Below are 22,435 nucleotides of genomic sequence, written 5' to 3'. Positions count from 1 at the left end.
ATGACGAAATCACTTATTGCTGCAGCCATCCTTTCGGCCTCCTGCTTCGCGCAGGCCGCCGATCGAGGCGCATTTATTATCGACGCCTACGGCGACTCCACCACGGCGGGCGTGATGTCCTCCGGCGGGAAAAACATCATCGCGCCGGGCAACGAGATGGCCTGGCTGCAAAAAATGCTGCAAAGCAAATATGGCGACGCTGTCGAGGTTAAAAATCACGGTGTGCCGGGCGCGCAGGCGGCGGAACTGCTCTACAACAAGGGCACGGAGGATACCAGCGGCTGGCGCGAACGCATGGCGAACTCCAGCGCGCAGCTTATCCTGCTCAACTATGCCATCAACGATGCGCGTCACTACTTTTTCAAAGACAAGAACACGCACCTGGAAAGCCCGGAAGAGTATGGCCGCATCATGACCGCGCTGGTGAAAGAGGCGAAGGCGCACAACAAGCTGGTGGTGCTGCAGGAGCCTAATCCCATCTGCGGCAAGGTTGAGCGCTGGAATGTCTGGCCCTACGTCTATCAGCTCAATGAGGTCGCAAAAGCGGAAGGCGTGCCGATCGTGAAGCAGTGGACGGCCATTAAGGCGCAGCGCGACTGGCAGAGCGACATGTCGGCGGATTGCATTCACCCGTCCGAATCGCTGTATAAGCTAAAAGCGCAGCAGACCTTTAACGTTATCAGTGCCAGCTTCGGTAAGCAGCTGTCGCAGACCGGCAGCTAAACCCAACCTCACTCTGTGGCTTCAGGAGTTGTCATGTACGTATTCATTATGGTGGCGTCATTCTGTCTGGCGCTGCTCTTTCTGCGCGCGACCGGGTTCCATAAGGGCGTTTACAACGGCAGCGGCATTAAAAGCATCTCCGGGCTGCGCGCGCTGCTGGCCAGCATCGTCGCCTTTTCCCATCTGGTGCACTATCTCTACTCGCTGGACGGCAACTGGATCTTCGATAAGGACTATTTCGTCTGGTTCTCCGAAGGCAACTTTTTTGTCAACGCCGGCAAGTTCGGCGTGCTGCTCTTCTTTATGATCTCGGCGTTTCTGTTCTATCGCTGGCTGGACAACGACGGCATGCCGGCAAGCCAGCTCACCTGGAAGCTGCTGAAGTCGCGCGTGCGCCGCATTGTGCCGATGTTCTGGTTCTCCGGGCTGGTGATCATTCTGGTCGGCCTTGCGCAGGGCGGTTTGCAGCTCAACGCGCACAGCATCACCGACGCCGTACTCTGGCTGCTGTTCGTCGGCAGCTATCATATGGGTGATTTTCTCACCGCCGACGTTAACGCTGGCGTAGAGTGGACGCTGCGCCTGGAGTGGCTGCTCTATCTCTCTATCCCGCTGATTTTTGTGGTGAACCGCGCCACCCACGGCAAGTACAAAACCCTGCTTATCCTCGGCTCGATCGGCGCGATTTTCTGCGTCGCCGTGGCACTGCGCCTGTGGGGGAAAACCTATACCGACCCGCGTCCGGTGCTGGGCTTTGCGATGGGCTATTTCGCCTATACCTGGCGTGACCGGCTGGCGATGTTTAAAGCGTCGCGCATCGCGGGCGTGGCCTGCATCCTGCTGGCGATTTTCGCGCTCGCCTTCACCAGCAACGCCTTCTGGTATCTGGTGTTTCTCTGCTGCCTGACGGCCATCTTCTTCGTGGTGAGCAGCGGCAACAACCTGCTGGGCATGCTGGAGAACAAAACCCTGATGTCGATCGGCGAGGTGAGCTACAGCCTCTATCTGATCCACGGCGTGGTGCTCTACTTCATTAAGCAGATCCCGCTCAGCATGGTGCCGCATAACGTGGTGGTCTACACCCTGATCTCCACGCTCTTCTTCGTGCTGTCGTTCTACGTGGCGAAGATAACCTATCTCTATGTTGAAAAGCCTTTTATCGGCAGCAGCAACAAGAAGAAGGTCGCGGCCGAAGTTGCGCCAGCCAAGCAGGATCGCACCGGTAACCCTTACTGATTATCACGGCTGCGTGCGACGCCGCCGCGCGGCACGCAGCGCGTTTTTTTATCGATTTCAGCCCTGTTTTTAAGAGGTACTGGCATGAAGGACATTCGTTTCTCCATTGTAATCCCCGCGTACAACGCGTCGCAGTCGATCGTTGCGACGCTGGATTGCGTCAAGGCGCAGAGCTACCGCAATTTCGAAGTGATTATCGTTGACGACAAATCTGCCGATGCGGCGGCGCTGGCGGAGGTAGTCAACAGCGAGCGCTATCGGGATCTGGGCATTAACCTGGTGCTCTCCGAGGTGAAACTGAACGGCGCAGGCGCGCGCAATAAAGGCATTGAGCTGGCGACAGGGGACTACATCAGCTTTCTCGACGCGGACGACGAGTGGCATGCCGACAAGCTGCTGGAGACCAGCCGTAAAATCCAGGAGCTGGAAGCGCAGGGCAAAAGCAAGTTTGTCATCTACAGCCAGGTGAACATCTATCAGGACGGCAGCTTCCTGAAGGTGATGCCGATGCAGACGCCAGGCAAAAACGAAACCGTGGCGGAGTATCTTTTTGGCTGCTACGGCTTTATCCAGACCAGCACCATCGTGCTGAAGCGCGAAGATGCCGCACGCATCCAGTTTGATACGCGCTATATCCGCCATCAGGATTACGACTTCTGCATTCGCGCCGATCGTCTCGGCTATGAGTTCGTGATGATCGCGCGCCCGCTCGCCACCTACCATCTGGTGACGAAATTTGGATCCAAGCATAAAGGCGAATCGGTGAAATATTCGCTTTTCTGGCTGGATGCCATGAAGCCGCACCTGACCGCGCGCGATATCGACACCTATAAGGCGTTTAAGCTGCCGCTGCGCTACAAAATGGACGGCAAGTCTTTGATGGCGAGCCTGACCTTCGCGCGCTACTTCTTTCTCACCAACAAAGATAACCAGTCCTATTTCCTTAACCGCGTGAAAGACAAGTTAAGGGCGCGGCTGGGCGGTGAAAAAGCGGTTTCCTGACTTCTTGTTGCTCCCCGACGCGGGAGCGTTTTTCCCGGAACGACACTTTTTTATTCAGGTATGAATATGACGAATCATGTTGGCACCGTAGGCATTGTGATGCCGATGTATAACGCACGCCAGACGGTTTTACGCGCCGTGCAGTCGGTAATGAACCAGACCTGGCCAGACTGGCACCTTTACCTGATCAACGACAAATCGACCGATGATTCGCTGGCGCTGGTGCGCGAGCACTGCAACGATCCGCGCATTACCATTCTCGACAACGAGGTGAACCTCGGCGCGGCGGAGACCCGCAACGTCGGGCTGCGTGCGGCAAAAGAGGAAATTATCGCCTTCCTCGACAGCGACGACGAATGGCACGTCGACAAGCTGGCGCAGCAGGCGGCCGCCATCGCCTCCGGCGACGATTTCGTGATCACCGAATATCACTACAAAACCAAAAACGCCGATCACGACATCACCTACAGCAAACCTTACCTTCAGCAGGAAAACTTCGTGAAGAAGCAGTATCGCGTCTGCTTCTCCTCGGTCTGCTTCCGCCGTCCGCCGCAGGGAATATTCTTCCAGCGTAAAGGGCACGAGGATTTCCTGTTCCTCTACGAACTCTTCACCCGCTACAAGCAGGCGCGCGTGATTCAGAGCATTCTCGTCAACTATTACGAATTAGGCGATTCCCTTTCGCGCAACAAGAATAAAGCGGCGAAATGGCACCTGGAATTATTAAGAATTATCTATAAAAACAATCCTTTAAAAATCTATTACTATTACGGCTGGTATATGGTGAACGGCGTGCTGTTTACCCTTAAGCATCGATAACAGGATTGTCTTTTTACTCTTTTGAGGTGGGTAGCGTTACATGAAAAAAATCGTCCTGGTGATCAAAGATGCCTATTCGTATGCCGGCACTGAGAACATCTGCAACTTTATGTCCGAGTGTCTGGGCGAAACGCACGACGTCACCATCTATTCGCTGGAAGGCAGCGGAAAAACCTTCTACCCCTTTGAGCACGTCAAAGAGATCGTCAGCTTCGAGGGACACAGCAACCCGATCAAAAGCATTGTCAGACGCATTCACAGCGAAGAGGTCGACAGCGTCTTTCTGATCAGCATGGGGCGTCTGAGCGTGATGTTCGCTTTCTGGAGCCTGCTCTCCGGCAAGAAAAAACGCTTCAAGGCCTATGCCTGCGAACATATCGCCATCAACTCCTTCAGCAAGCCGATCAAGCTCCTCAAGTACCTGCTGCTGCGCTACTACGATCGGGTCATCGTCCTGACCGATAAAGACCATCAGGTCTTCTCCCGCTGGCGCATCCCAAGCAAGCAAATCCCCAATCCGGTGGTATACAAAGCCTTTGAGCGCACCTCGCGCAGCCGTCAGGCGCTGGCGGTGGGCCGTCTCGATCACCAGAAAGGGTTCGATCTGCTGCTCGATATCTGGCGCGACTTCGCGCAAACCCATCCGGAGTGGACGCTGGCGATCGCCGGCGACGGCGAGCTGCGCCAGCAGCTGGAAGATCAGGCGGCGGCGCTCGGCATCACCGACAGCGTCAGGTTCGTTGGCCGCGTCAGCAATATCAACGACTACTACCGCGAAAGCGATATGGCGCTGATGACCTCGCGCTATGAAGGGCTGCCGCTGGTGCTGCTCGAGGCCAAATCCTGGTCGCTGCCGGTGGTGGCCTATGACTGCCCAACCGGCCCGCAGGAGATTATCAACCAGGGCGAAGATGGCTTCCTGGTGCCAATGAACGACAAAGCGACCTTCCTGGCGCGCATGGACCAGCTTGCCAGCGACGACGCGCTTTTCTACGCCATGAGTCAGAAAACAAAAATTACCGCGCTGAAATTCGACGGTAAGCAGATCAAGCAGAGCTGGCTGGCGCTGGTTTAACAGCGGCAAGGGACGGGCCTGATTGCAACGTGCCTCAGGGGACAACTGTTATGGCCCATTGCGCGGCCCCATTGACTACGGGATTAGATGCATGAAAAGAAGAGAAGTCTTGCAGAGCGCAGCCTCCTCCATTGTTGCCGCACTCTCCGTCAGCGCGTTCTCCAGCCACGCCGCGAAAAGCAGCGGCGTCGCCCTGAAAGCGGTCGATCCGGCCGCGGTACCAAAAGGGGACGTGCCGATTCTGACGCCGGAGAACCTCTATGCCATGCCGCCGCAGTTCTGGCAGGGCTTCGAAGGGCAGCTCTGGATCGGCAAGGCGGGCAGCGACGCCAGCCAGGCGGGCAACCAGATCCCGGTTTTTCTGCGCGACGACAGCGGCAAGCTGGCGCAAATTACCCAGCCAATTGCGCTCAATAAAGGCAGCTTCGCCCGCTTCGTTCACGACAACGCCGCATTGATCGCCGATCCGTCGCACTCAATGACGGTGAAAGATAAAGACGGCAATACGCTGTTTAACATTCCCGACGTCAGCCGACCGGGCCAGGCGGCGTTCAGCCAGCGGCTGGCGCAGCCGGGCGGCTATCAGCTGATTGGCGAGATCGCCTCGGTTGAGGAGCTGCGCAAAACCCGTCCGCTGTTCGAAGGGGCGAAAATCAAGCTGAAAAGCTGGCACGAAGGACTGGAAGTGGGCGGCGGCGAGTTTGTCGGCAGCTTCCAGAGCGCAAAAGATGACGGCGGCGTGAACTTCGCCGGCGAGGGCTTTTACTGGCGCCGCGTGGTGGACGATTTTAACCGCCTGTCGCTGTTTGACTTCGGCGCCATCGCCGACGGCAAAACTGACGCCGCGCCCGCCATCAAGGCGATGTACCAGTGGTCGGAACAGGCACAGCAGCCTATCTGCGTGCAGTTTCCCGCCGGCACCTTCTTTGTCTCCGCCTGCGACTTCGGCAGCGAAGGGCGCCGCTTTTTCCGCATCTCCGGCGCAATGGTCAACTTCGGCTACTTCCCCGCCACCACTATTGTCTCCGACGGCCAGTCAGAGTTCGTCTTCGACGTCAACGCGCGCTGGGTGGAGATCTCCAACCTGATCTTCAACGGCAACAGCGACAAGCGTCCCAATAAACAGGGGCTGTTCCGCAATACCTGCGACGGCGGCCAGTTCTTCCGCGGCGCCTGTCTGCGCTTTAACGCGGTGGGCGGCACCGCGCTCAGCCTGCTGGATACGCTCGACTGCAAAATCGACCAGTGGTACGCCTCGCGCTGCACCGGCGACGTGATTAAAGCGGGCTGGTCAGGCCGCAAGGCGGGCGCCTGGGATCACAGCACCGCTATCGAGCTTTCCAACTTCAACGCGCAGAACTGCCGCGGCGGCATGGTGCTCAACCTGCCGCGCTGCAGCCAGTCAATTATTCACAACGGCTGGATCGAGCACTGCGACCATCCGGGCGACATCTCCAACGGTCAGTGGATTGTCGATGCCCTGAGCCTGGAAGATTGTAAAAACCCGCTGATTGCGCACAACTCGCGCCTCAATATGCGCCAGACCAATCTGCAGTCCGGCAGCTGGATCGATAACTCCGATCAGGGCGAGCGCTGGCTCAACGTCTGGGAGATGGGATCGACGCGCGTGGAGTCCTACGGCGTCGCCATCGACGGCAGCCTGAAATACAACTACATCACCTCGCGCTGGCGGCTGGTGAACAACAGCGCCCAGCAGACGTGGTTTGAGCTGGGCACGCTCTATTCGCCGGACGTCGGCGACGCCTGGGAAATCGAAATCTTCGGCCAGTCGGAGTTCAGCAACGGCAGCACCAGCCAGCCGCTGATGAATCCGATCGCCGATCGCTCGACCGGCGGCCGCGCGGTGATCCAGGTGCAGCGCAAGAAGAGCAAGGCGGAAGCGAGCTGGTCTGCGGAGGGCAGCAGCCCGGTTGTCGAGGTGCGCTACGTTGCCGCCAGCGACAGCGAAGTGCGCATCTTCGTCAAGCTAGCGGGCTGGACGCCGTCGGCGGTGGTGCTGATGAAAACTACCAGCAAAGACCGTTTCGCCACCGGCCGCTGCGCACGCGTCAGCGCCAGCATGGAGAAAGCATCGCCGCCGTCCGGCAATGTGGCGGCGCCGCAGCGCTTTAGCCTGCATAACGGCAAGGCGGGCATCGGCGGCAACGAGCAGGGCGACCTGCTGCTGGCGTCGCGCGCGCTTAACGCCGGACAGGTGGACACCAGCAAGCCGAAAGGTTTTATCTCAATGGTGATTAACGGCGAACAGTGCGCCGTGCCCTATTTCGCCGTGAAGGGCGAATAACGCGTTATCGCGCGCAGGGAGGCGCGCGAGCCACATCCTCTGGAGTTGTTTTTAGCTTGCATATTGGTTGTTTTTTAAACGCAGAGTTTACTTTGCCCGTCAGGACAGGGCGGCTTGTTTACCCGACGCATCGCAGCGTTACCGGTCGGGTAAAAAATTAAAAGAATTTTTCGGAGTTGTTGATGAAAATTTTATTGGTGGGTAACCACACGTGTGGGAATCGCGGGGATGGCGCGATTCTGCGCGGGCTGATCGATTCAATACATGCTGCCCGCAGTGATATAGAGATTGACGCGATCAGTCGTTATCCAACGAGCTCTGGGTATTTGCTCCAGCAGGAGATTCAGCAGGATTCGCTGTTTTTGCACAACAGCAAAGCGGCGAAGGGCCTGATCGGCACGGTAAAGCGCAAGGTCGCCAACCGACTGATGCCGAACATTATGATGGCGCACCTGGGCAAAGGCGGACCGTTCAAATCCTTTTCCGTACCGGCGCATCTGCAAACTTTCGCCAACAGCCTGAAGCAGTACGACGCCATTATCCAGGTCGGCGGCTCTTTCTTCGTCGATCTCTACGGCGTGACGCAGTTCGACCATGCGCTCTGCGCCCTGATGGCAAAAAAGCCGATCTATCTGATCGGCCACTCGGTCGGCCCTTTTCAGAACCCCCGTGTTAACGCGCTGGCGAACTTTGTGTTTGACCGCGTCGACAGCCTGGTGCTGCGCGAGTCGGTCAGCCTCGATTTGATGAAAAAAGATGGCGTCACCACGCGTAAAGTGGCGCCCGGCGTCGACACCGCCTTTCTGGTGCGCGCGCGCAGCGTCGAGCAGCCGAGCCATAACCTGCAGCACTGGCAAAACATCATCAGCCGCCGCAAAACCATCGCCATTACCGTGCGCGAGCTGGCGCCGTTCGATAAGCGCCTGGGCGTGACGCAGCAAGAGTATGAAGCCGCCTTTGGCCGCGTGATCAACGCGATGATCGCCGAAGGCTATCAGGTGGTCGCCTTCTCCACCTGCACCGGCATCGACAGCTATGCCAAAGACGATCGCATGGTGGCGCTGACCCTGCGCGACCGCGTCGAGCGCCCGGAGAATTACCACGTCATCATGGATGAGTTCAATGACCTGGAGCTGGGCATCTTGCTGAGCCACTGCCATCTCACCATCGGCACGCGCCTGCACTCCGCCATTATCTCCATGAACTTCGGCACGCCGGCCGTGGCGATCAACTATGAACACAAGTCGATGGGCGTGATGAATCAGCTCGGTCTGCCGCAGATGGCGACCGATGTGAAGAGCCTGATGGACGGCTCGCTGATCGGCAAAGTAAAAGAGGTGCTGGCGAATTACGACGCCATCAGGCAGCAGGTCGATACGGCGGTTGCGCATGAGCGCGAAGTCGGTAACCGGATCACAGAAGAGATCCTCAACGTATTGGGGTAATGCTATGAAACTGACTTTTTTCACCATGCGTTTCCCGGTCGCCTCTGAGACCTTCGTGCTGAACCAGGTGACCCATTTTATTGACGCCGGCTACGACGTCGAAATTATCTCCGTGTTCCCGGGCGATCTGGTGAACCGTCACGCAGCCTTCGACGAGTATCAGCTGGCGGCGCGCACCCACTATCTGCTGCCGGAAGAGAAGGTCTCGAACCTCGACAAGCTCAACCAGCGCCTGAAGCTGGTGCTGCCGAAGGTAGCGAAACCGGCGCTGATCCGCTCGCTGAACGTGCGGCGCTACGGCGCGCAGTCCAGCAAGCTGCTGCTGCCCTCTATCGTGGCGAATACCCACCAGCCCTATACCGCCGACGTCTTCCTGGTGCATTTTGGCTATGCGGGCGCGCTGGCCAATAAGCTGCGCGAGCTGGGCGTGCTGGTGGGCAAACAGGCGACGGTGTTCCACGGCGCGGATATTTCGCGCCGCCATATCCTGGAAGAGCATAAGCAGGACTACGTCAATCTGTTCGAACAGAGCGAGCTGCTGCTGCCGATTAGCCATCTGTGGGAGCGCAAGCTGATCGAGATGGGCTGCCCGCCGGAGAAGATCCACGTGACGCGCATGGGCATCGAGCCGGAGAAGTTCAACTTCGAGCCGCGTCAGGCGTTTCACTCGCCGCTGCGCATTGTTTCCGTGGCGCGACTCACCGAGAAGAAGGGGCTCGACGTGGCGGTGAAGGCCAGCGAGATCCTGAAGCAGCGCGGCGGCCAGTTTGAGTTCACCATTATCGGCAACGGCGATCAGGATGAGATGATGCGCGAGCATATCGCTAACGCCGGGCTGGAGGATTGCGTCAGCATGCCGGGCTTCAAGCCCCAGGAGGCGATCCGCGCCGCGCTGAGCGAGGCGGATATCTTCCTGCTGCCGTCGAAAACCGCCGCCGATGGCGATATGGAAGGCATTCCGGTCGCGCTGATGGAGGCGATGGCGGTGGGGCTGCCGGTGGTCTCCACCTTCCACAGTGGGATCCCAGAGCTGATCGAGAACAACGTTTCAGGCTGGCTGGTGCCGGAAAACGACGCCGAGGCGCTGGCCGATACGCTCTTCAGGCTCTCTCAGGGCGATATTGACGTCGCGCCGGTCGTTGCAGCGGCGCGCCGCAAGGTCGAAACGGAATTCAACCAGCACATCGCCTACGGCGAGCTGGCGAGGCTGCTGGAGCAGCTGGCGTGAGCGGATTGAAAAAACAGGCGGTATGGCTGTTTGGCAGTACCTGCTTTGCCGCACTGCTGCAGGTGCTGCAGCTTAGCGTGCTGGCGCGCAAGCTGGAAGCGCACGAGCTGGGGCTGCTGGCGATCATCAACGCTATCCTGGCGGTCGCCACCGTGCTGCAGGATATGGGGATGAGCAGCTATATCGTGCACCGCCATGAGATTACCCGACGCGAGCAAAGCACTATATACTGGGTCAACGTGTCGCTGAGCCTGGCGACCGGCCTGATCCTGATCGGCGTCGCCTATCCCATTGCCTGGTTCTACCACCTGCCGGAGCTGGTGGGGCTGATTATGCTCACCAGCCTCAACTTCCTCGTGCTGGGGCACCTGTCGCAGTATCAGGCGCACTACATCAAAACCAAACGTATGGTGCTGCTCGCCAAAATCGAGATGGCCACCAAACTGTTTGCGTTCGCCTGCACCGTAGCGATGCTCTACTTCACCTCGCTGACGGTTGCCGCGGCGATCCTTGGCCTGTTTATCAACGCCTTTACCCGCATCCTCTGCCTGATTGCCTTCGGGGAGAAGGGGTGGCGGCCGACGTGGGAGTTTGATAAAGCGACCTTTGTCGGCGCGGTGCGCTACGGCATCTATCAGCTCGGCTCGCAGACCATTAACCAGCTGCGCACCCAGGCGGATGCGCTGATTGTCGGCAAGGTGATGGGCGCCGAGATGCTCGGCATCTACTCGCTGGCGAAAGAGCTGATTCTGCAGCCGCTCAAGCTGGTGTCGCCGGTGATTAACCGCCTGGCGCTGCCGCGCTTCGCCGAGAAGCAGCAGGATCCAGAGCAGCTGAAAAAACTGTTCCTGAAGGGCACCTTCGTCATCATGCTGTTCAGCAGCGCGATGTACCTCGCCATCGGCATTCTCTCGCCGGTGATTGTGCGCGTGCTGTATGGCGCGTCGCACGAGCAGGTCTACCATCTGATCCCGCTGATGCTGCTGTTCGGCATGCTGCGGCCGATGGGCGGGCTGACCGGCGCGATTTCGCAGGCAAACGGGCGCACCAGCGTTGAGTTTTACTGGAATGTGGTGGCGAGTCTGGTGGTGCTGGCGGTGCTGGCGACCACCTTTATCTGGCCGAACGTGCTTTATGTGGCGCTGACGCTCTCGATCTCGCAGGTGTTGATCTCCGCCTTCGCGCACCCGTTCTTTATCAGGCCGGTGATCGGCATTCGCTTTATGCCCTATGCGCGACAGTGGGTATCGGTGTCGGCGATATTTATCGCGGTCATCGCCCTGGTAAACCATTTCAACCTGTTCGTAAAGCCGGAATGGTTTGAGGGCTGGCTCTGATCGGCGCACTTCTTCCCGGGCGGCACGCGTGCCGCCCGGGTCTTTTTTAGCCTGGCATTAATCCAGAGAGGCTGCTGATCCTGCGGCAGGTTTTAGCATGCAGGTTAACGCTTGTCTTTGCTCACTTTATGGCACGTCCGAACAGTGGGAAAATGATGAATTTCTAAGGGATGACAGGCATTTAGTATCAGATTTTCGGATAAAGATTATACTTGCAGTTCTGGCCGATCCTGCATAATCGACCGCACGTATTCACTTCATGAAATGGAAAAAATATGACCAAGCTTAAAGCAGTAATCCCGGTTGCGGGTCTCGGTATGCATATGCTCCCGGCGACGAAAGCAATTCCAAAAGAGATGCTGCCTGTCGTCGATAAACCGATGATTCAATACATCATTGATGAGTGCGTTACCGCAGGCATCAAAGAGATCGTGCTGGTCACCCATGCTTCCAAAAATGCGGTGGAAAACCACTTCGATACCACTTACGAGCTGGAAGCGCTGCTCGAAGCACGCGTAAAACGTCAGCTGCTGAGCGAAGTGCAGTCAATTTGCCCGCCGGGCGTGACCATTATGAACGTGCGCCAGGCGCAGCCGCTGGGTCTGGGCCACTCGATTCTGTGCGCGCGCCCGATGATCGGCGACAATCCTTTTGTCGTGGTACTGCCGGACGTGCTGCTGGATGACTCCACCGCCGACCACCTGCGCTACAACCTTGCCGCCATGGTGGCGCGTTTCGAAGAGACCGGCCACAGCCAGGTGCTGGCGCAGCATATGCCGACCGGCGATCTCTCTGAGTACTCTGTTATCACCACCGAGCAGCCGCTGGATAACCCGGGCGACGTCAGCGCCATCACCGATTTCGTCGAGAAGCCGGATCAGCCAGCGCCGCTGAACTCCGATCTGGCCGCGGTGGGCCGCTATGTGCTCTCTGCCGATATCTGGGGCGAGCTGGAGCGCACCGAGCCGGGCGCATGGGGCCGTATTCAGCTGACCGACGCTATCGCCAGCCTGAGCCAGAAGAAGCCGGTCGACGCCGCGCTGCTGATGGGTCGCAGCTTCGACTGCGGTCGTAAACTTGGCTATATGCAGGCGTTCGTCTCATACGGTCTGCGCAGCAACAGCATGGGGCAGGATTTCCGCGCCGCCATTGAGAAAATTCTGGCAAAATAACCTTTTCTCACGTTTTGCCGCGCACCGACGCGGCAGCTTAGACAGGAGCACACATGGCTATTTTGGTAACGGGCGGGGCGGGATACATCGGCTCGCATACGGTGCTGGCGTTATTGCAGCGCGGCGACGACGTTGTAGTACTGGATAACCTGTGCAACGCCTCGCGCGAGGCGATTAATCGCGTTGAGAAGCTGGCAGGTAAAAAAGCGACCTTCGTTGAAGGCGATATTCGCGACCGCGCCTGCCTGCGCGATCTGTTCGCCAGCAACGATATTGCGTCGGTGATCCACTTCGCCGCGCTGAAGGCGGTAGGGGAGTCAACCCGCATGCCGCTGGAGTACTACGAGAACAACGTTGCGGGCACCGTGGTGCTGCTGGAAGAGATGCGCGCCGCTGGCGTCTATAACTTTATCTTCAGCTCTTCCGCCACCGTGTATGGCGCCGATGCGCCGGTTCCCTACGTGGAAACCACGCCGATTGGCGGAACCACCAGCCCTTACGGCACCTCCAAGCTGATGATTGAGTTCGTGATGCGCGACTTCGCCTTCGCCGAACCGAAATTCAAAGCCATCGCGCTGCGCTACTTCAACCCGGTCGGCGCGCACGAGTCTGGCGAGATCGGCGAAGACCCGACCGGCATTCCCAACAACCTGCTGCCCTATATTGCGCAGGTGGCGATTGGCCGTCTGCCGCAGCTGGGCGTATTCGGCGGCGACTACCCGACGCCGGACGGCACCTGTCAGCGCGACTACATTCACGTCGTCGACCTGGCGGAAGGGCACCTGAAAGCGCTTGACCATTTACCGAAGGTTGAAGGTTACAAGGCCTACAATCTCGGCGCGGGTAAAGGTTACTCGGTGCTGGAGATGATCAAGGCGTTTGAAGCGGCGTCCGGTAAGCAGATTCCTTACGAGATTAAACCGCGTCGCGACGGTGACCTGGCGGCCTTCTGGGCCGATGCGAGCCTGGCGGATAAAGAGCTGGACTGGCGCGTGACGCGCGGGATCGAAGAGATGATGCGCGATACGTGGAAGTGGCAGTCGAAAAATCCTGACGGATTTCGTTAATTTTGAGGGCGGACCCCGGTCTGCCCCGCTTTTCCTCTTCTTCAGACCTCCCGCCTGAATTTTAATACCAATCTTATTGCCTGAAATTGACATATCCCGGAGCATAAGCCGCACCGTTTTAACGATTAAAAAGTGAACTAACAACTCGTACCAAATCGCATTTAGTTCGTTTTTAATTACACCGAATGTTAGAATTTGCTCGGCAAAAATATTTACCTTTATTATTAAAATGATAATAAAACAATATTTATCAAAAGGTTGCGCTACTACTTCGCGGAGCTTGTGTCAACAAGAAAACCATAAATTCTGGTAACAAACAGCATGCTGGGAGCTGTAACCCAAGGGCGGTAGCGTGGCTATTGTCCATGGTGTCTGTTATTTGTACAGTGGGACTTTAGTCCTTTTAATACTTGTCAGGAATAATGAGACGATTATGAAGATTTTAGTTACGGGTGGAGCGGGGTTTATCGGCTCAGCAGTTGTGCGCCATATCATTAATCATACTAATGACGAAGTCATCAATATCGACAAGTTAACGTATGCGGGTAATCTCGATTCGCTCTCTGACATTAGTCAAAACGCACGCTATCAATTTCATCAGATTGATATTTGCGACACGGATGCATTGACAAAAGTCGTGAATAAAACCCAGCCAGACTGGATCATGCACTTGGCCGCTGAGAGTCATGTAGACCGCTCCATTGATGGTCCCGCTGATTTTATCAATACCAATATTGTCGGGACATATGCACTGTTAGAAGTGGCTCGCGCTTGGTGGAACACGCTAGATGGCGCTAAAAAGGAAAATTTCCGCTTCCATCATATTTCTACGGATGAAGTGTACGGCGATCTCCATGGAACAGACTCACTCTTTATCGAAACGACGCCCTATGCGCCAAGTAGCCCCTATTCAGCGTCAAAAGCTGCAAGCGATCACCTGGTGAGAGCCTGGAACAGGACTTATGGCTTACCAGCCATCATTACGAACTGTTCAAATAACTATGGCCCCTACCATTTCCCGGAAAAACTTATCCCGTTAACCATTATCAATGCGCTGGCTGGCAAGCCCCTGCCTGTGTATGGCAATGGCGAACAGGTTCGCGACTGGCTCTACGTAGAAGATCACGCCAGAGCGCTCTACAAAGTGGTAAACGAAGGCGCTGTTGGCGAAACTTATAACATCGGTGGTCATAATGAAAAACAAAACATCGAAGTTGTAAAAATTATTTGTCAAATTCTTGATGAGTTAATTACCATTAAGCCACAGGGTATTAATTCCTTTTCAGAACTGATCACTTTTGTCAGAGACCGGCCTGGTCACGATTTGCGTTATGCCATTGACGCGACGAAAATTAACCAAGAGCTGGGCTGGAAGCCGGAAGAGACATTTGAAAGCGGCATTCGTAAGACAGTGACATGGTATCTGGATAATAAAGAGTGGTGGCAAAAAGTGCTTAACGGCTCTTATAAAGGTGAACGGTTAGGTCTGAATAACAAGGAGGATGAATGAAAGGAATTATTTTAGCAGGGGGGTCTGGAACCCGGCTGCATCCAATCACACGCGGACTGTCTAAACAGTTACTGCCTGTCTACGACAAACCGATGATCTATTATCCTCTTTCCGTTTTGATGCTTGCGGATATTAAAGACATACTGATCATATCTACGCCCTCAGATTTACCTTTTTTTAAGAGATTACTGGGCGACGGTTCTGATTTTGGTATCCGACTAGAGTATCGTGAGCAGCCTTCGCCAGACGGCTTGGCACAGGCCTTTCTTATTGGCGAAGACTTTATTAACGGCGACAGCTGCGCGCTGGTACTGGGCGACAATATTTTCTTTGGTCAGGGTTTTGCGCCGAAGTTACTGGAAGTAGCAAAACATAATGAAGGCGCAACTGTCTTTGGATATAAAGTTAAAGATCCTGAGCGTTTTGGCGTAGTCGAATTTGATAAAAACAATAAAGCAATTTCGATAGAAGAAAAACCGAGTCAGCCTAAGTCAGAATGGGCAGTCACGGGGCTTTACTTCTATGATAAGCATGTTGTCGAGTATGCGAAAAAAGTAAAACCTTCATCGCGTGGCGAGCTGGAAATCACAACCTTGAATGAGATGTACCTGCAAGAGGGTAAACTCCGTGTTGAACAATTAGGGCGTGGTTTTGCCTGGCTAGATACCGGGACCCATGACAGTCTGCTGGAAGCATCACAATTTATACATACTATTGAAAAACGTCAGGGTTTTAAAGTCGCCTGCCTTGAAGAAATTGCCTATAATAAAGGGTGGTTATCTAAAGACAAAGTCGCTAAGCTGGCAAACGCGTTAAAAAAGACGGAATATGGTCAGTATCTTTACGCGCTGTTAAAATAAGTCAGTGAAACTCAGAGTCGGTAGTTACGGATTGAGATAATTATTTCTTCTCAAAATCTTGTCAGCGAAATGACAATTCAGCTAAGTAAAACCAAGTTGCCTCAAAAGTCGTCTACATTAATCATATGGACGTGATTACCCTGATGTTATCTGAGTGTAAAAAAGTGCTAAGGTCAGCGTATGCAAAAAATTTTGGTTATTGGTGGTTCGGGTTTCATTGGTGCAAACCTGATAGAATACTTATGTAAGTTGAACTATTCAGTGATCAACTATGGCCGCTCACCATCTCCCTTCGTTCATGAAAATGTCCTTAATATAAAAGGAAGCATTAAAGACATTGATAGTCTCAATGCAATCTTTAAAGAGCATGATATAAATGTTGTTGTTCATTCAATGACGACATTTACGCCGCTTGAAAAGATTAACTCCTGCCAGGACCATCTGGCACTTAATTTATCCGCCATTATAGATTTAATCGGCGTTATGAAAGAAAATAACGTTAAACGGTTAGTTTATATGTCATCGGGTGGCTCCGTTTACGGTAAATCTTCAACTCCACTTACCGAAAAAGACTCGACAGCGCCAGAAAGTTTCTACGGCTGGATGAAGGAAAGCGTCGAGAACTATTTAAAATTTTACTCGCGCATAGATCCCGAATTCAGCCATATCATTATTCGGCCTGCAAACGTATATGGTAAGTACCAGAAGCTGGATAAGATCATTGGCGTAGCGCTTAAACATGCTCATCTGGGGCAAACTCTGAAGATTTTCGGCAGCACGAAAATATGCAAAGACTACATTCACGTCAGCGATCTTTGTGAAATTACCACTAAGTTGATGGCCAGCGATGCGTGGAATGCAATTTATAATGCTGGCACGTGCGTTGGCACCACGCTTCAAGATATTATTATTAGCGCAGAGAAAGTGACGGGAAAACCTCTCATCATCGAATTGCATGAACACAAAGTGGGCGATGTAGTCTACAGTGTATTAGATAACAGCAAGGTTAATAGTAAAATTAACAAGGTGAGTTATAAAAATATATTGGAAGGCATGGCCGAGATGTATGATCACGTCATTCAGGTTTTAAATCACAAAGCGTAAGTTAAATATTCAGATGAGTATGTTTTAAGCGCAATGTAGAAAAAAATTGGATACAATACACTGAGATAATTATGAAGCATAGTTTAGGTTATCTATTTGATTTAATTATTGTAATAACCCAAAAAGAGCTTAAGGTAAGATATAAAAGTAGTTTCTTTGGCTATCTTTGGTCTGTTGCAAACCCGCTGTTATTCGCGATGATTTATTTTTTTATATTCAAATTAATTATGCGCGTACAGATCCCTAATTACACTGTCTTTATCATTACCGGGCTTTTTCCGTGGCAGTGGTTTGCAAGCGCAACGAATAACTCATTGTTTTCATTTCTGGCTAATGCCCAGATTATCAAAAAAACGGTTTTCCCTCGCTCCGTTATTCCTGTCAGTAACGTATTAATGGAATGTCTGCATTTTCTTTGCACCATCCCTGTAATAATCGTTTTCTTGCTGATTTATGATATGTCTCCTGACTGGAACTGGCTCTGGGGCATACCGCTTATCGGGATAGGCCAAATCATACTTATGCTGGGTTTTGCACTGGCATTTTCCACGCTAAATTTGTTCTTCAGAGATCTGGAAAGATTTGTTGCTTTAGCTATCATGATTATGTTCTATTGCACACCTATCCTTTACTCAGCAGATATGATTCCTGAAAAATATCGATTTTTAATCGACTATAACCCACTGGCTTCTATGATATTAAGCTGGCGAGAACTCTTTATGAATAACAGCATTAACTATCATCTCGTCACAGAGGTGTATCTGTATGGAATAGTTTCAGTGCTGGTTGGATCATTCATATTTGATAAGCTGAAATTTAGATTCGCTGAGATTTTATAATGAGCGTTGTCATTGAATTCAAGAATGTTACTAAACGGTATCCACTCTATCATCATATAGGCTCGGGTATTAAAGAACTCATCTTCAGTCCTAAACGCGCCTGGAATTTGCTTAAAGGCCGAAGCTATCTCGCTATTGAAAATATTAATTTTCAGATTAAAAAGGGTGAATCAGTCGCTTTAATCGGTCGAAACGGAGCAGGTAAAAGTACCTCTTTGGGCCTAGTTGCAGGCGTACTCAAGCCTACCAGCGGCTCAGTCAGCGTTACCGGACGAGTCGCGTCAATGCTGGAACTAGGCGGCGGTTTTCATCCTGAACTGACAGGCAGAGAAAATATCAAACTTAATGCGGTACTATTAGGTTTGCGCAGAAAAGAATTGAAGGAAAGGATTGAAAAAATCATTGAGTTTTCCGAATTGGGGGAGTTTATCGACGAACCTATTCGAGTCTATTCAAGCGGTATGTTGGCCAAGCTCGGTTTTTCCGTTATTAGCCAAGTCGATCCCGATATACTCATCATTGATGAAGTGCTGGCAGTTGGAGACATTGCTTTCCAAAGAAAATGCATTAATACAATAAATGAATTCCGTAGTAAAGGCGTTACGATATTGTTTGTTAGCCATAATATTGCAGACGTGAAAAAAATATGCGACCGCGTTATCTGGATTGAAAACCATCGCTTACGTGAAATGGGGGATTCTGAAAAAATTCTGGAATCTTACTCAAAGACCATGTCTTAAGTTATCTAAACGGAATAGTTAATGAAAAGTGTATCAATATATACCAGCCATCATAAGCCGAGTGCATTCCTAACGTCGCCAGTTATTCATCCGCTTCATGTTGGTAAGGCACTCTCATACAGCGATATTTGTTGCCCAGGCGATAATATCGGGGATAACATTTCACTTAAAAACCCGTTTTATTGCGAACTGACGGCTCACTACTGGGTATGGAAGAACGCTCCTGAAACTGATTATGTCGGTTTTATGCACTATCGCCGCCATTTTAATTTTTCTGAGAATCAGAATCAGCCCGAAGATGTATGGGGAATGGTCAACTATCCAGAAATTACTGAAGAATATGAAAACATCTTTGGATTAAATGAAGCGGCAATTTTACAATGTCTTGATGGTGCGGATATTATAGTGCCCAAGAAGTGGTCGGTAAAAGCGGCTGGTAGCAAATCTAACTATGAGCACTATCAGGTATCAGACCATTTGCATATCAGAGACTATCAGAATGCTATTGATATATTGCTGAAAAGACACCCTGAATACTATGCTACCGTAAAAAAATTTAATGATGCGCATGACGGCTACTATACCAACATGTTTGTTATGCGTAGTGATATTTTCAAAGAATATTCGGAATGGCTATTTGGCATTCTCGATGAGCTTGAAACTAAACTTGCTTTTGAAAATTATAGTGGGCAAGAAAAACGAGTGTTCGGACATATTTCTGAACGTTTGTTCAATATTTTCGTTCTTTATAAGCAGCAATACTCAACGGTAAAGCTGAAAGAGCTTCAGCGTACATTTGTTCAAAAAGAAACCTTCAATAGCTATCTCGAGCCAGCTTTCGAAGAAAATAATATACCTGTGGTTGTTTGTTCAGATGACAACTATGCACATAGTTTAGGTGCGTTGCTTAACTCTATTATCAAAGCATCAAATCAGAATTATAATTATGATGTTGTTATTTTAGACAATGGATTGTCAAAGCGAAATCAAAGAAGATTAATCGAACTTTGCTTTGTTAGTAAAAATTTCAGTATCAGGTTTTTTAATGTTCATGCATTTGATGAAATTAAAGATGCCTATATCAGACCACCATTTACAGTTGCGACTTATTCACGACTGTTTATTCCGCGCTTGATGCGTAATTACAGTAAGGTACTGTTTATTGATACGGATACTGTAGTTGAAAGCGATATTGCTGAGCTATTTGAAACCGAGTTACATGATAACTATGTTGCAGCAGTGCAGGATATTGTTATGGAAGGTTTTGTTAAGTTTGGCAACATCGCTCAGTCTGATGCTGGCATTCAGCCTGCCGGTGAATATTTGAAACAGACGCTGAAAATGTCTCGACCGGAAGAGTATTTTCAGGGCGGGATCATGGTATTCAATATCGAGCAAATGAACAAAGATAATATCTTTGAGCAGCTAATGAAAGAACTTAAAGGACAAAGCTTCTGGTTTCTCGATCAGGATATTATGAATAAAGTATTTTTTGGTCGGGTAACTTTCTTGCCCCTCGAGTGGAACGTTTATCATGGGAACGGTAATACCGAAACCTTCTACCCAAACCTGATTTTTTCAACCTACATGCGCTATTTAGAAGCTCGCGAAAATCCTAAAATGATTCATTTTGCTGGCGAAAATAAACCCTGGAACACGGATAAAGTTGATTATTTCGATAACTTTATCAAATTTATTCAGGGCACGCCTTGGGAAAAAGAAGTTTATGAAAAGCTTAGTGCGCATCCTCCTACCAGCGTATCGGTTTCACCGCCTCAGACACAGATTCTTTTCCAAACAAAAGTTAAACGTAAGTTAATGCCTTACCTAGATCGTTTTGCCCCTCGCGGTTCAAAGAGAAGAAGCGATATTGCTTACCTGTATTACAAAATCAGACGTGCCATTTTAGGGTAAAATAAGACAATGAATAGTGATAAATCAGTTCTTATCGTAGGCGCTGGCTTTTCAGGCGTGGTGATAGCAAGAGAACTGGCTGAAAAAGGCCTTAAGGTTAGAATTATCGATCAGCGTGATCATATTGGTGGCAATTGCTATGACGCGCGCGATAGCGAATCCCAGGTAATGGTGCATGTATACGGCCCTCATATTTTTCATACAGACAATGAAGTTGTATGGGAATATATGCAGCGTTTTACTAAAATGATGCCCTATACAAACCGAGTAAAAGCGGTCTATAAGCAGAGAGTATTCTCGCTGCCGATCAATTTGCTCACTATTAATCAATTTTTTAACGTTTGTCTTTCCCCGGATGAGGCCAAAGCCTTTGTTGAAGAAAAAGGCGATCAAAGCATCACCAATCCGCAAACCTTCGAAGAGCAAGCGTTACGCTTCGTGGGGAGAGAGTTGTATGAAGCTTTTTTCAAGGGCTATACCATTAAGCAGTGGGGCATGCAGCCTTCCGAGCTGCCAGCTTCAATCCTTAAGCGTCTGCCTGTCAGATTTAACTATGATGATAACTATTTCAATCATCGTTTTCAGGGAATGCCAGCGGAAGGTTATACAAAGCTTATTGAGAATATCGCTTTACACCCGGGCATCACCATTGATCTGAACACCTCTTTCGATAAATCCATGCAGGCTAAATATGACCATGTTTTTTACAGTGGCCCGCTGGATGCCTTTTATGATTATCAATTTGGACGCCTGGGATACCGTACTCTTGATTTCCAGAAGTTTACCTATGATGGCGATTATCAGGGCTGCGCAGTAATGAATTATCCTGAACAGGATATTCCCTATACGCGTATTACTGAGCATAAATATTTTTCTCCATGGGAAACGCATCAAAAGTCGGTCTGTTATAAGGAATTTAGCCGCAGCTGCGGCACTGATGATATTCCTTATTATCCAATACGCCAGGTTGGGGAGATGCAACTGCTGGATAAGTATCTAGATGTTGCCGCCCGCGAAAAGAACATTACATTCATAGGAAGATTAGGCACCTATCGTTATCTGGATATGGATGTAACCATAGCCGAAGCCTTGAAAACCGCAGAAATCTTCCTCACACAGGCTGCAAACAATGCGGATATGCCCGTTTTTACGGTCAATGTTAGATGAGCATTACGGCTTTAATAGTAACTTATAATCGTCTTGATAAACTTAAGATGTGCATTGAGGCTACCAGAAAAGCGCAATTTGATAAGATTGTAATCGTCGATAACGCCTCTTCTGACGGGACAGGGTTATGGTTGAAGAGCATTGAAAGCGAACAGTGCAGAGTTGTTTATTCTGGCGTAAATAGCGGTGGGGCCGGTGGGTTCAAAATTGGCCTTGAATATATTAGTCAGCATATTATGGGCAACTGGGTTGCCCTTTTTGATGATGATGCTTATCCAGATGAAACACTGGTTTCGCGCTTTAAGGCTATGTCAAAAGACAGCTATGCTGCATTTTCTTGTCGGGTTATAGACAAAAAGAATCAGCTTTGTCGCATGAACTTGCCTTTCAGAAAAATGCCTCAAAATTTCTTGCAAGATATGCATTATCTCTGGTGTTCTTCATTTTTTCAGCCTGCGCAGGATCAGCAGAGCGAGTGTGTAACGCTCTCTTTTGTGGGCGCTATTGTCCGGCAGGATGTCATTAAATACTCTTTGCCTTTTCTGCATGATGACCTTTTCATCTATTTTGATGATCTCTATTATTCATACCATCTAAATCAGGCAGGAAATAAAATGCTATACTGTCCTGACCTTGTGTTTATCCATGACGTTTCAAGTAGTAATGGAATAATTCTTCCTCAGTGGAAAGTGTATTATCTAGTTAGAAATCTTCTTTTGTCACGTCAGCTATTTAAGTTTAATAAACCTTTTACCATGCTGGGTATTACACTGAGGTTAACTAAATATTTTTCCATCGTTATAAAGCAGCCTCATAAGCGCAAATACCTTAGTTTCTTTTTGCGCGGGCTTTGTGATGGGCTGTTAGGTATTAAAGGGAAACGATTTTGATG

Annotated in this window: 19 protein-coding genes; all 19 read left to right on the top strand. The window is 51.2% G+C overall.

All coding sequences use genetic code 11. The annotated features are described in order from the left end of the window. The 19 genes from Q9R34_RS08330 to Q9R34_RS08240 all read left to right on the top strand — a co-directional run bounded on the left by Q9R34_RS08330 (position 1) and on the right by Q9R34_RS08240 (position 22,433). The gene (locus Q9R34_RS08330) at positions 1-723 is read left to right on the top strand and encodes an SGNH/GDSL hydrolase family protein (protein WP_485893089.1); all 723 of its coding nucleotides are present in this window, start codon (positions 1-3) and stop codon (positions 721-723) included. Between the two features lie 33 nt (positions 724-756). Beyond that, a complete protein-coding gene (locus tag Q9R34_RS08325; protein ID WP_485893088.1) occupies positions 757-1,959 on the top strand; it encodes an acyltransferase family protein in 1,203 nt (400 codons plus the stop codon). Positions 1,960-2,043: 84 nt separating this feature from the next. Further along, positions 2,044-2,961 (top strand): glycosyltransferase family 2 protein, encoded by a 918-nt coding sequence (locus tag Q9R34_RS08320; RefSeq protein ID WP_485893087.1) that lies wholly within the window; start codon positions 2,044-2,046, stop codon positions 2,959-2,961. A 66-nt stretch (positions 2,962-3,027) separates the two neighbouring features. Further along, positions 3,028-3,780 carry a glycosyltransferase family 2 protein gene (locus tag Q9R34_RS08315; protein ID WP_033750743.1) on the top strand — a complete coding sequence of 251 codons (753 nt, stop codon included), beginning with the start codon at positions 3,028-3,030 and terminating at the stop codon, positions 3,778-3,780. A 40-nt stretch (positions 3,781-3,820) separates the two neighbouring features. Continuing rightward, on the top strand, positions 3,821-4,855 hold the full coding sequence (locus tag Q9R34_RS08310; RefSeq protein WP_485893086.1) for a glycosyltransferase: 1,035 nt from the start codon (positions 3,821-3,823) through the stop codon (positions 4,853-4,855). Between the two features lie 91 nt (positions 4,856-4,946). Further along, entirely contained in the window at positions 4,947-7,160 is a 2,214-nt protein-coding gene (locus tag Q9R34_RS08305; RefSeq protein ID WP_485893085.1) for a phage tailspike protein, read from the top strand. Between the two features lie 182 nt (positions 7,161-7,342). Continuing rightward, positions 7,343-8,605, top strand: a complete 1,263-nt coding sequence (wcaK, locus tag Q9R34_RS08300) for a colanic acid biosynthesis pyruvyl transferase WcaK (protein ID WP_434122894.1) — start codon at positions 7,343-7,345, stop codon at positions 8,603-8,605. A gap of 4 nt (positions 8,606-8,609) precedes the next feature. Continuing rightward, positions 8,610-9,833, top strand: coding sequence for a glycosyltransferase (locus tag Q9R34_RS08295; RefSeq protein ID WP_434122895.1), 1,224 nt, complete (start codon positions 8,610-8,612; stop codon positions 9,831-9,833). Beyond that, positions 9,830-11,170: a lipopolysaccharide biosynthesis protein gene (locus tag Q9R34_RS08290; RefSeq protein WP_485893084.1), complete on the top strand. Its 1,341-nt coding sequence runs from the start codon at positions 9,830-9,832 to the stop codon at positions 11,168-11,170. Before Q9R34_RS08295 ends, Q9R34_RS08290 begins: the two co-directional genes overlap by 4 nt. Positions 11,171-11,445: 275 nt before the next feature. Next, the gene (galF, locus tag Q9R34_RS08285) at positions 11,446-12,342 is read left to right on the top strand and encodes a UTP--glucose-1-phosphate uridylyltransferase GalF (RefSeq protein ID WP_485893083.1); all 897 of its coding nucleotides are present in this window, start codon (positions 11,446-11,448) and stop codon (positions 12,340-12,342) included. Between the two features lie 53 nt (positions 12,343-12,395). After that, positions 12,396-13,409, top strand: coding sequence for a UDP-glucose 4-epimerase GalE (gene galE, locus Q9R34_RS08280; RefSeq protein ID WP_434122898.1), 1,014 nt, complete (start codon positions 12,396-12,398; stop codon positions 13,407-13,409). 433 nt (positions 13,410-13,842) lie between these two features. Continuing rightward, positions 13,843-14,919, top strand: coding sequence for a dTDP-glucose 4,6-dehydratase (gene rfbB / locus Q9R34_RS08275; RefSeq protein ID WP_485893082.1), 1,077 nt, complete (start codon positions 13,843-13,845; stop codon positions 14,917-14,919). Continuing rightward, positions 14,916-15,779: a glucose-1-phosphate thymidylyltransferase RfbA gene (rfbA, locus tag Q9R34_RS08270; RefSeq protein ID WP_485893081.1), complete on the top strand. Its 864-nt coding sequence runs from the start codon at positions 14,916-14,918 to the stop codon at positions 15,777-15,779. Before rfbB ends, rfbA begins: the two co-directional genes overlap by 4 nt. A gap of 180 nt (positions 15,780-15,959) precedes the next feature. Then, positions 15,960-16,883: an NAD-dependent epimerase/dehydratase family protein gene (locus Q9R34_RS08265; protein WP_485893080.1), complete on the top strand. Its 924-nt coding sequence runs from the start codon at positions 15,960-15,962 to the stop codon at positions 16,881-16,883. Between the two features lie 71 nt (positions 16,884-16,954). Further along, complete coding sequence (locus Q9R34_RS08260) at positions 16,955-17,722, top strand: ABC transporter permease (protein ID WP_485893079.1); 768 nt, start codon at positions 16,955-16,957, stop codon at positions 17,720-17,722. Further along, positions 17,722-18,462 carry an ABC transporter ATP-binding protein gene (locus Q9R34_RS08255; protein WP_485893078.1) on the top strand — a complete coding sequence of 247 codons (741 nt, stop codon included), beginning with the start codon at positions 17,722-17,724 and terminating at the stop codon, positions 18,460-18,462. The genes Q9R34_RS08260 and Q9R34_RS08255 overlap by 1 nt, the downstream gene beginning before the upstream one ends. Positions 18,463-18,483: 21 nt before the next feature. Beyond that, a complete protein-coding gene (locus Q9R34_RS08250; protein ID WP_485893077.1) occupies positions 18,484-20,376 on the top strand; it encodes a DUF4422 domain-containing protein in 1,893 nt (630 codons plus the stop codon). A gap of 9 nt (positions 20,377-20,385) precedes the next feature. Continuing rightward, positions 20,386-21,543 (top strand): UDP-galactopyranose mutase, encoded by a 1,158-nt coding sequence (gene glf, locus Q9R34_RS08245; RefSeq protein WP_485893076.1) that lies wholly within the window; start codon positions 20,386-20,388, stop codon positions 21,541-21,543. Next, entirely contained in the window at positions 21,540-22,433 is an 894-nt protein-coding gene (locus tag Q9R34_RS08240) for a glycosyltransferase (protein ID WP_485893075.1), read from the top strand. Before glf ends, Q9R34_RS08240 begins: the two co-directional genes overlap by 4 nt. Positions 22,434-22,435 lie beyond the last annotated feature (2 nt).

Source organism: Enterobacter sp. BRE11 (assembly GCF_031844285.1).
In the GTDB taxonomy this organism is placed as follows: Bacteria; Pseudomonadota; Gammaproteobacteria; order Enterobacterales; family Enterobacteriaceae; genus Pantoea.
The sequence above is the reverse complement of the archived record's forward strand: the minus strand, read 5'-3'. Positions and strand labels throughout refer to the sequence as shown.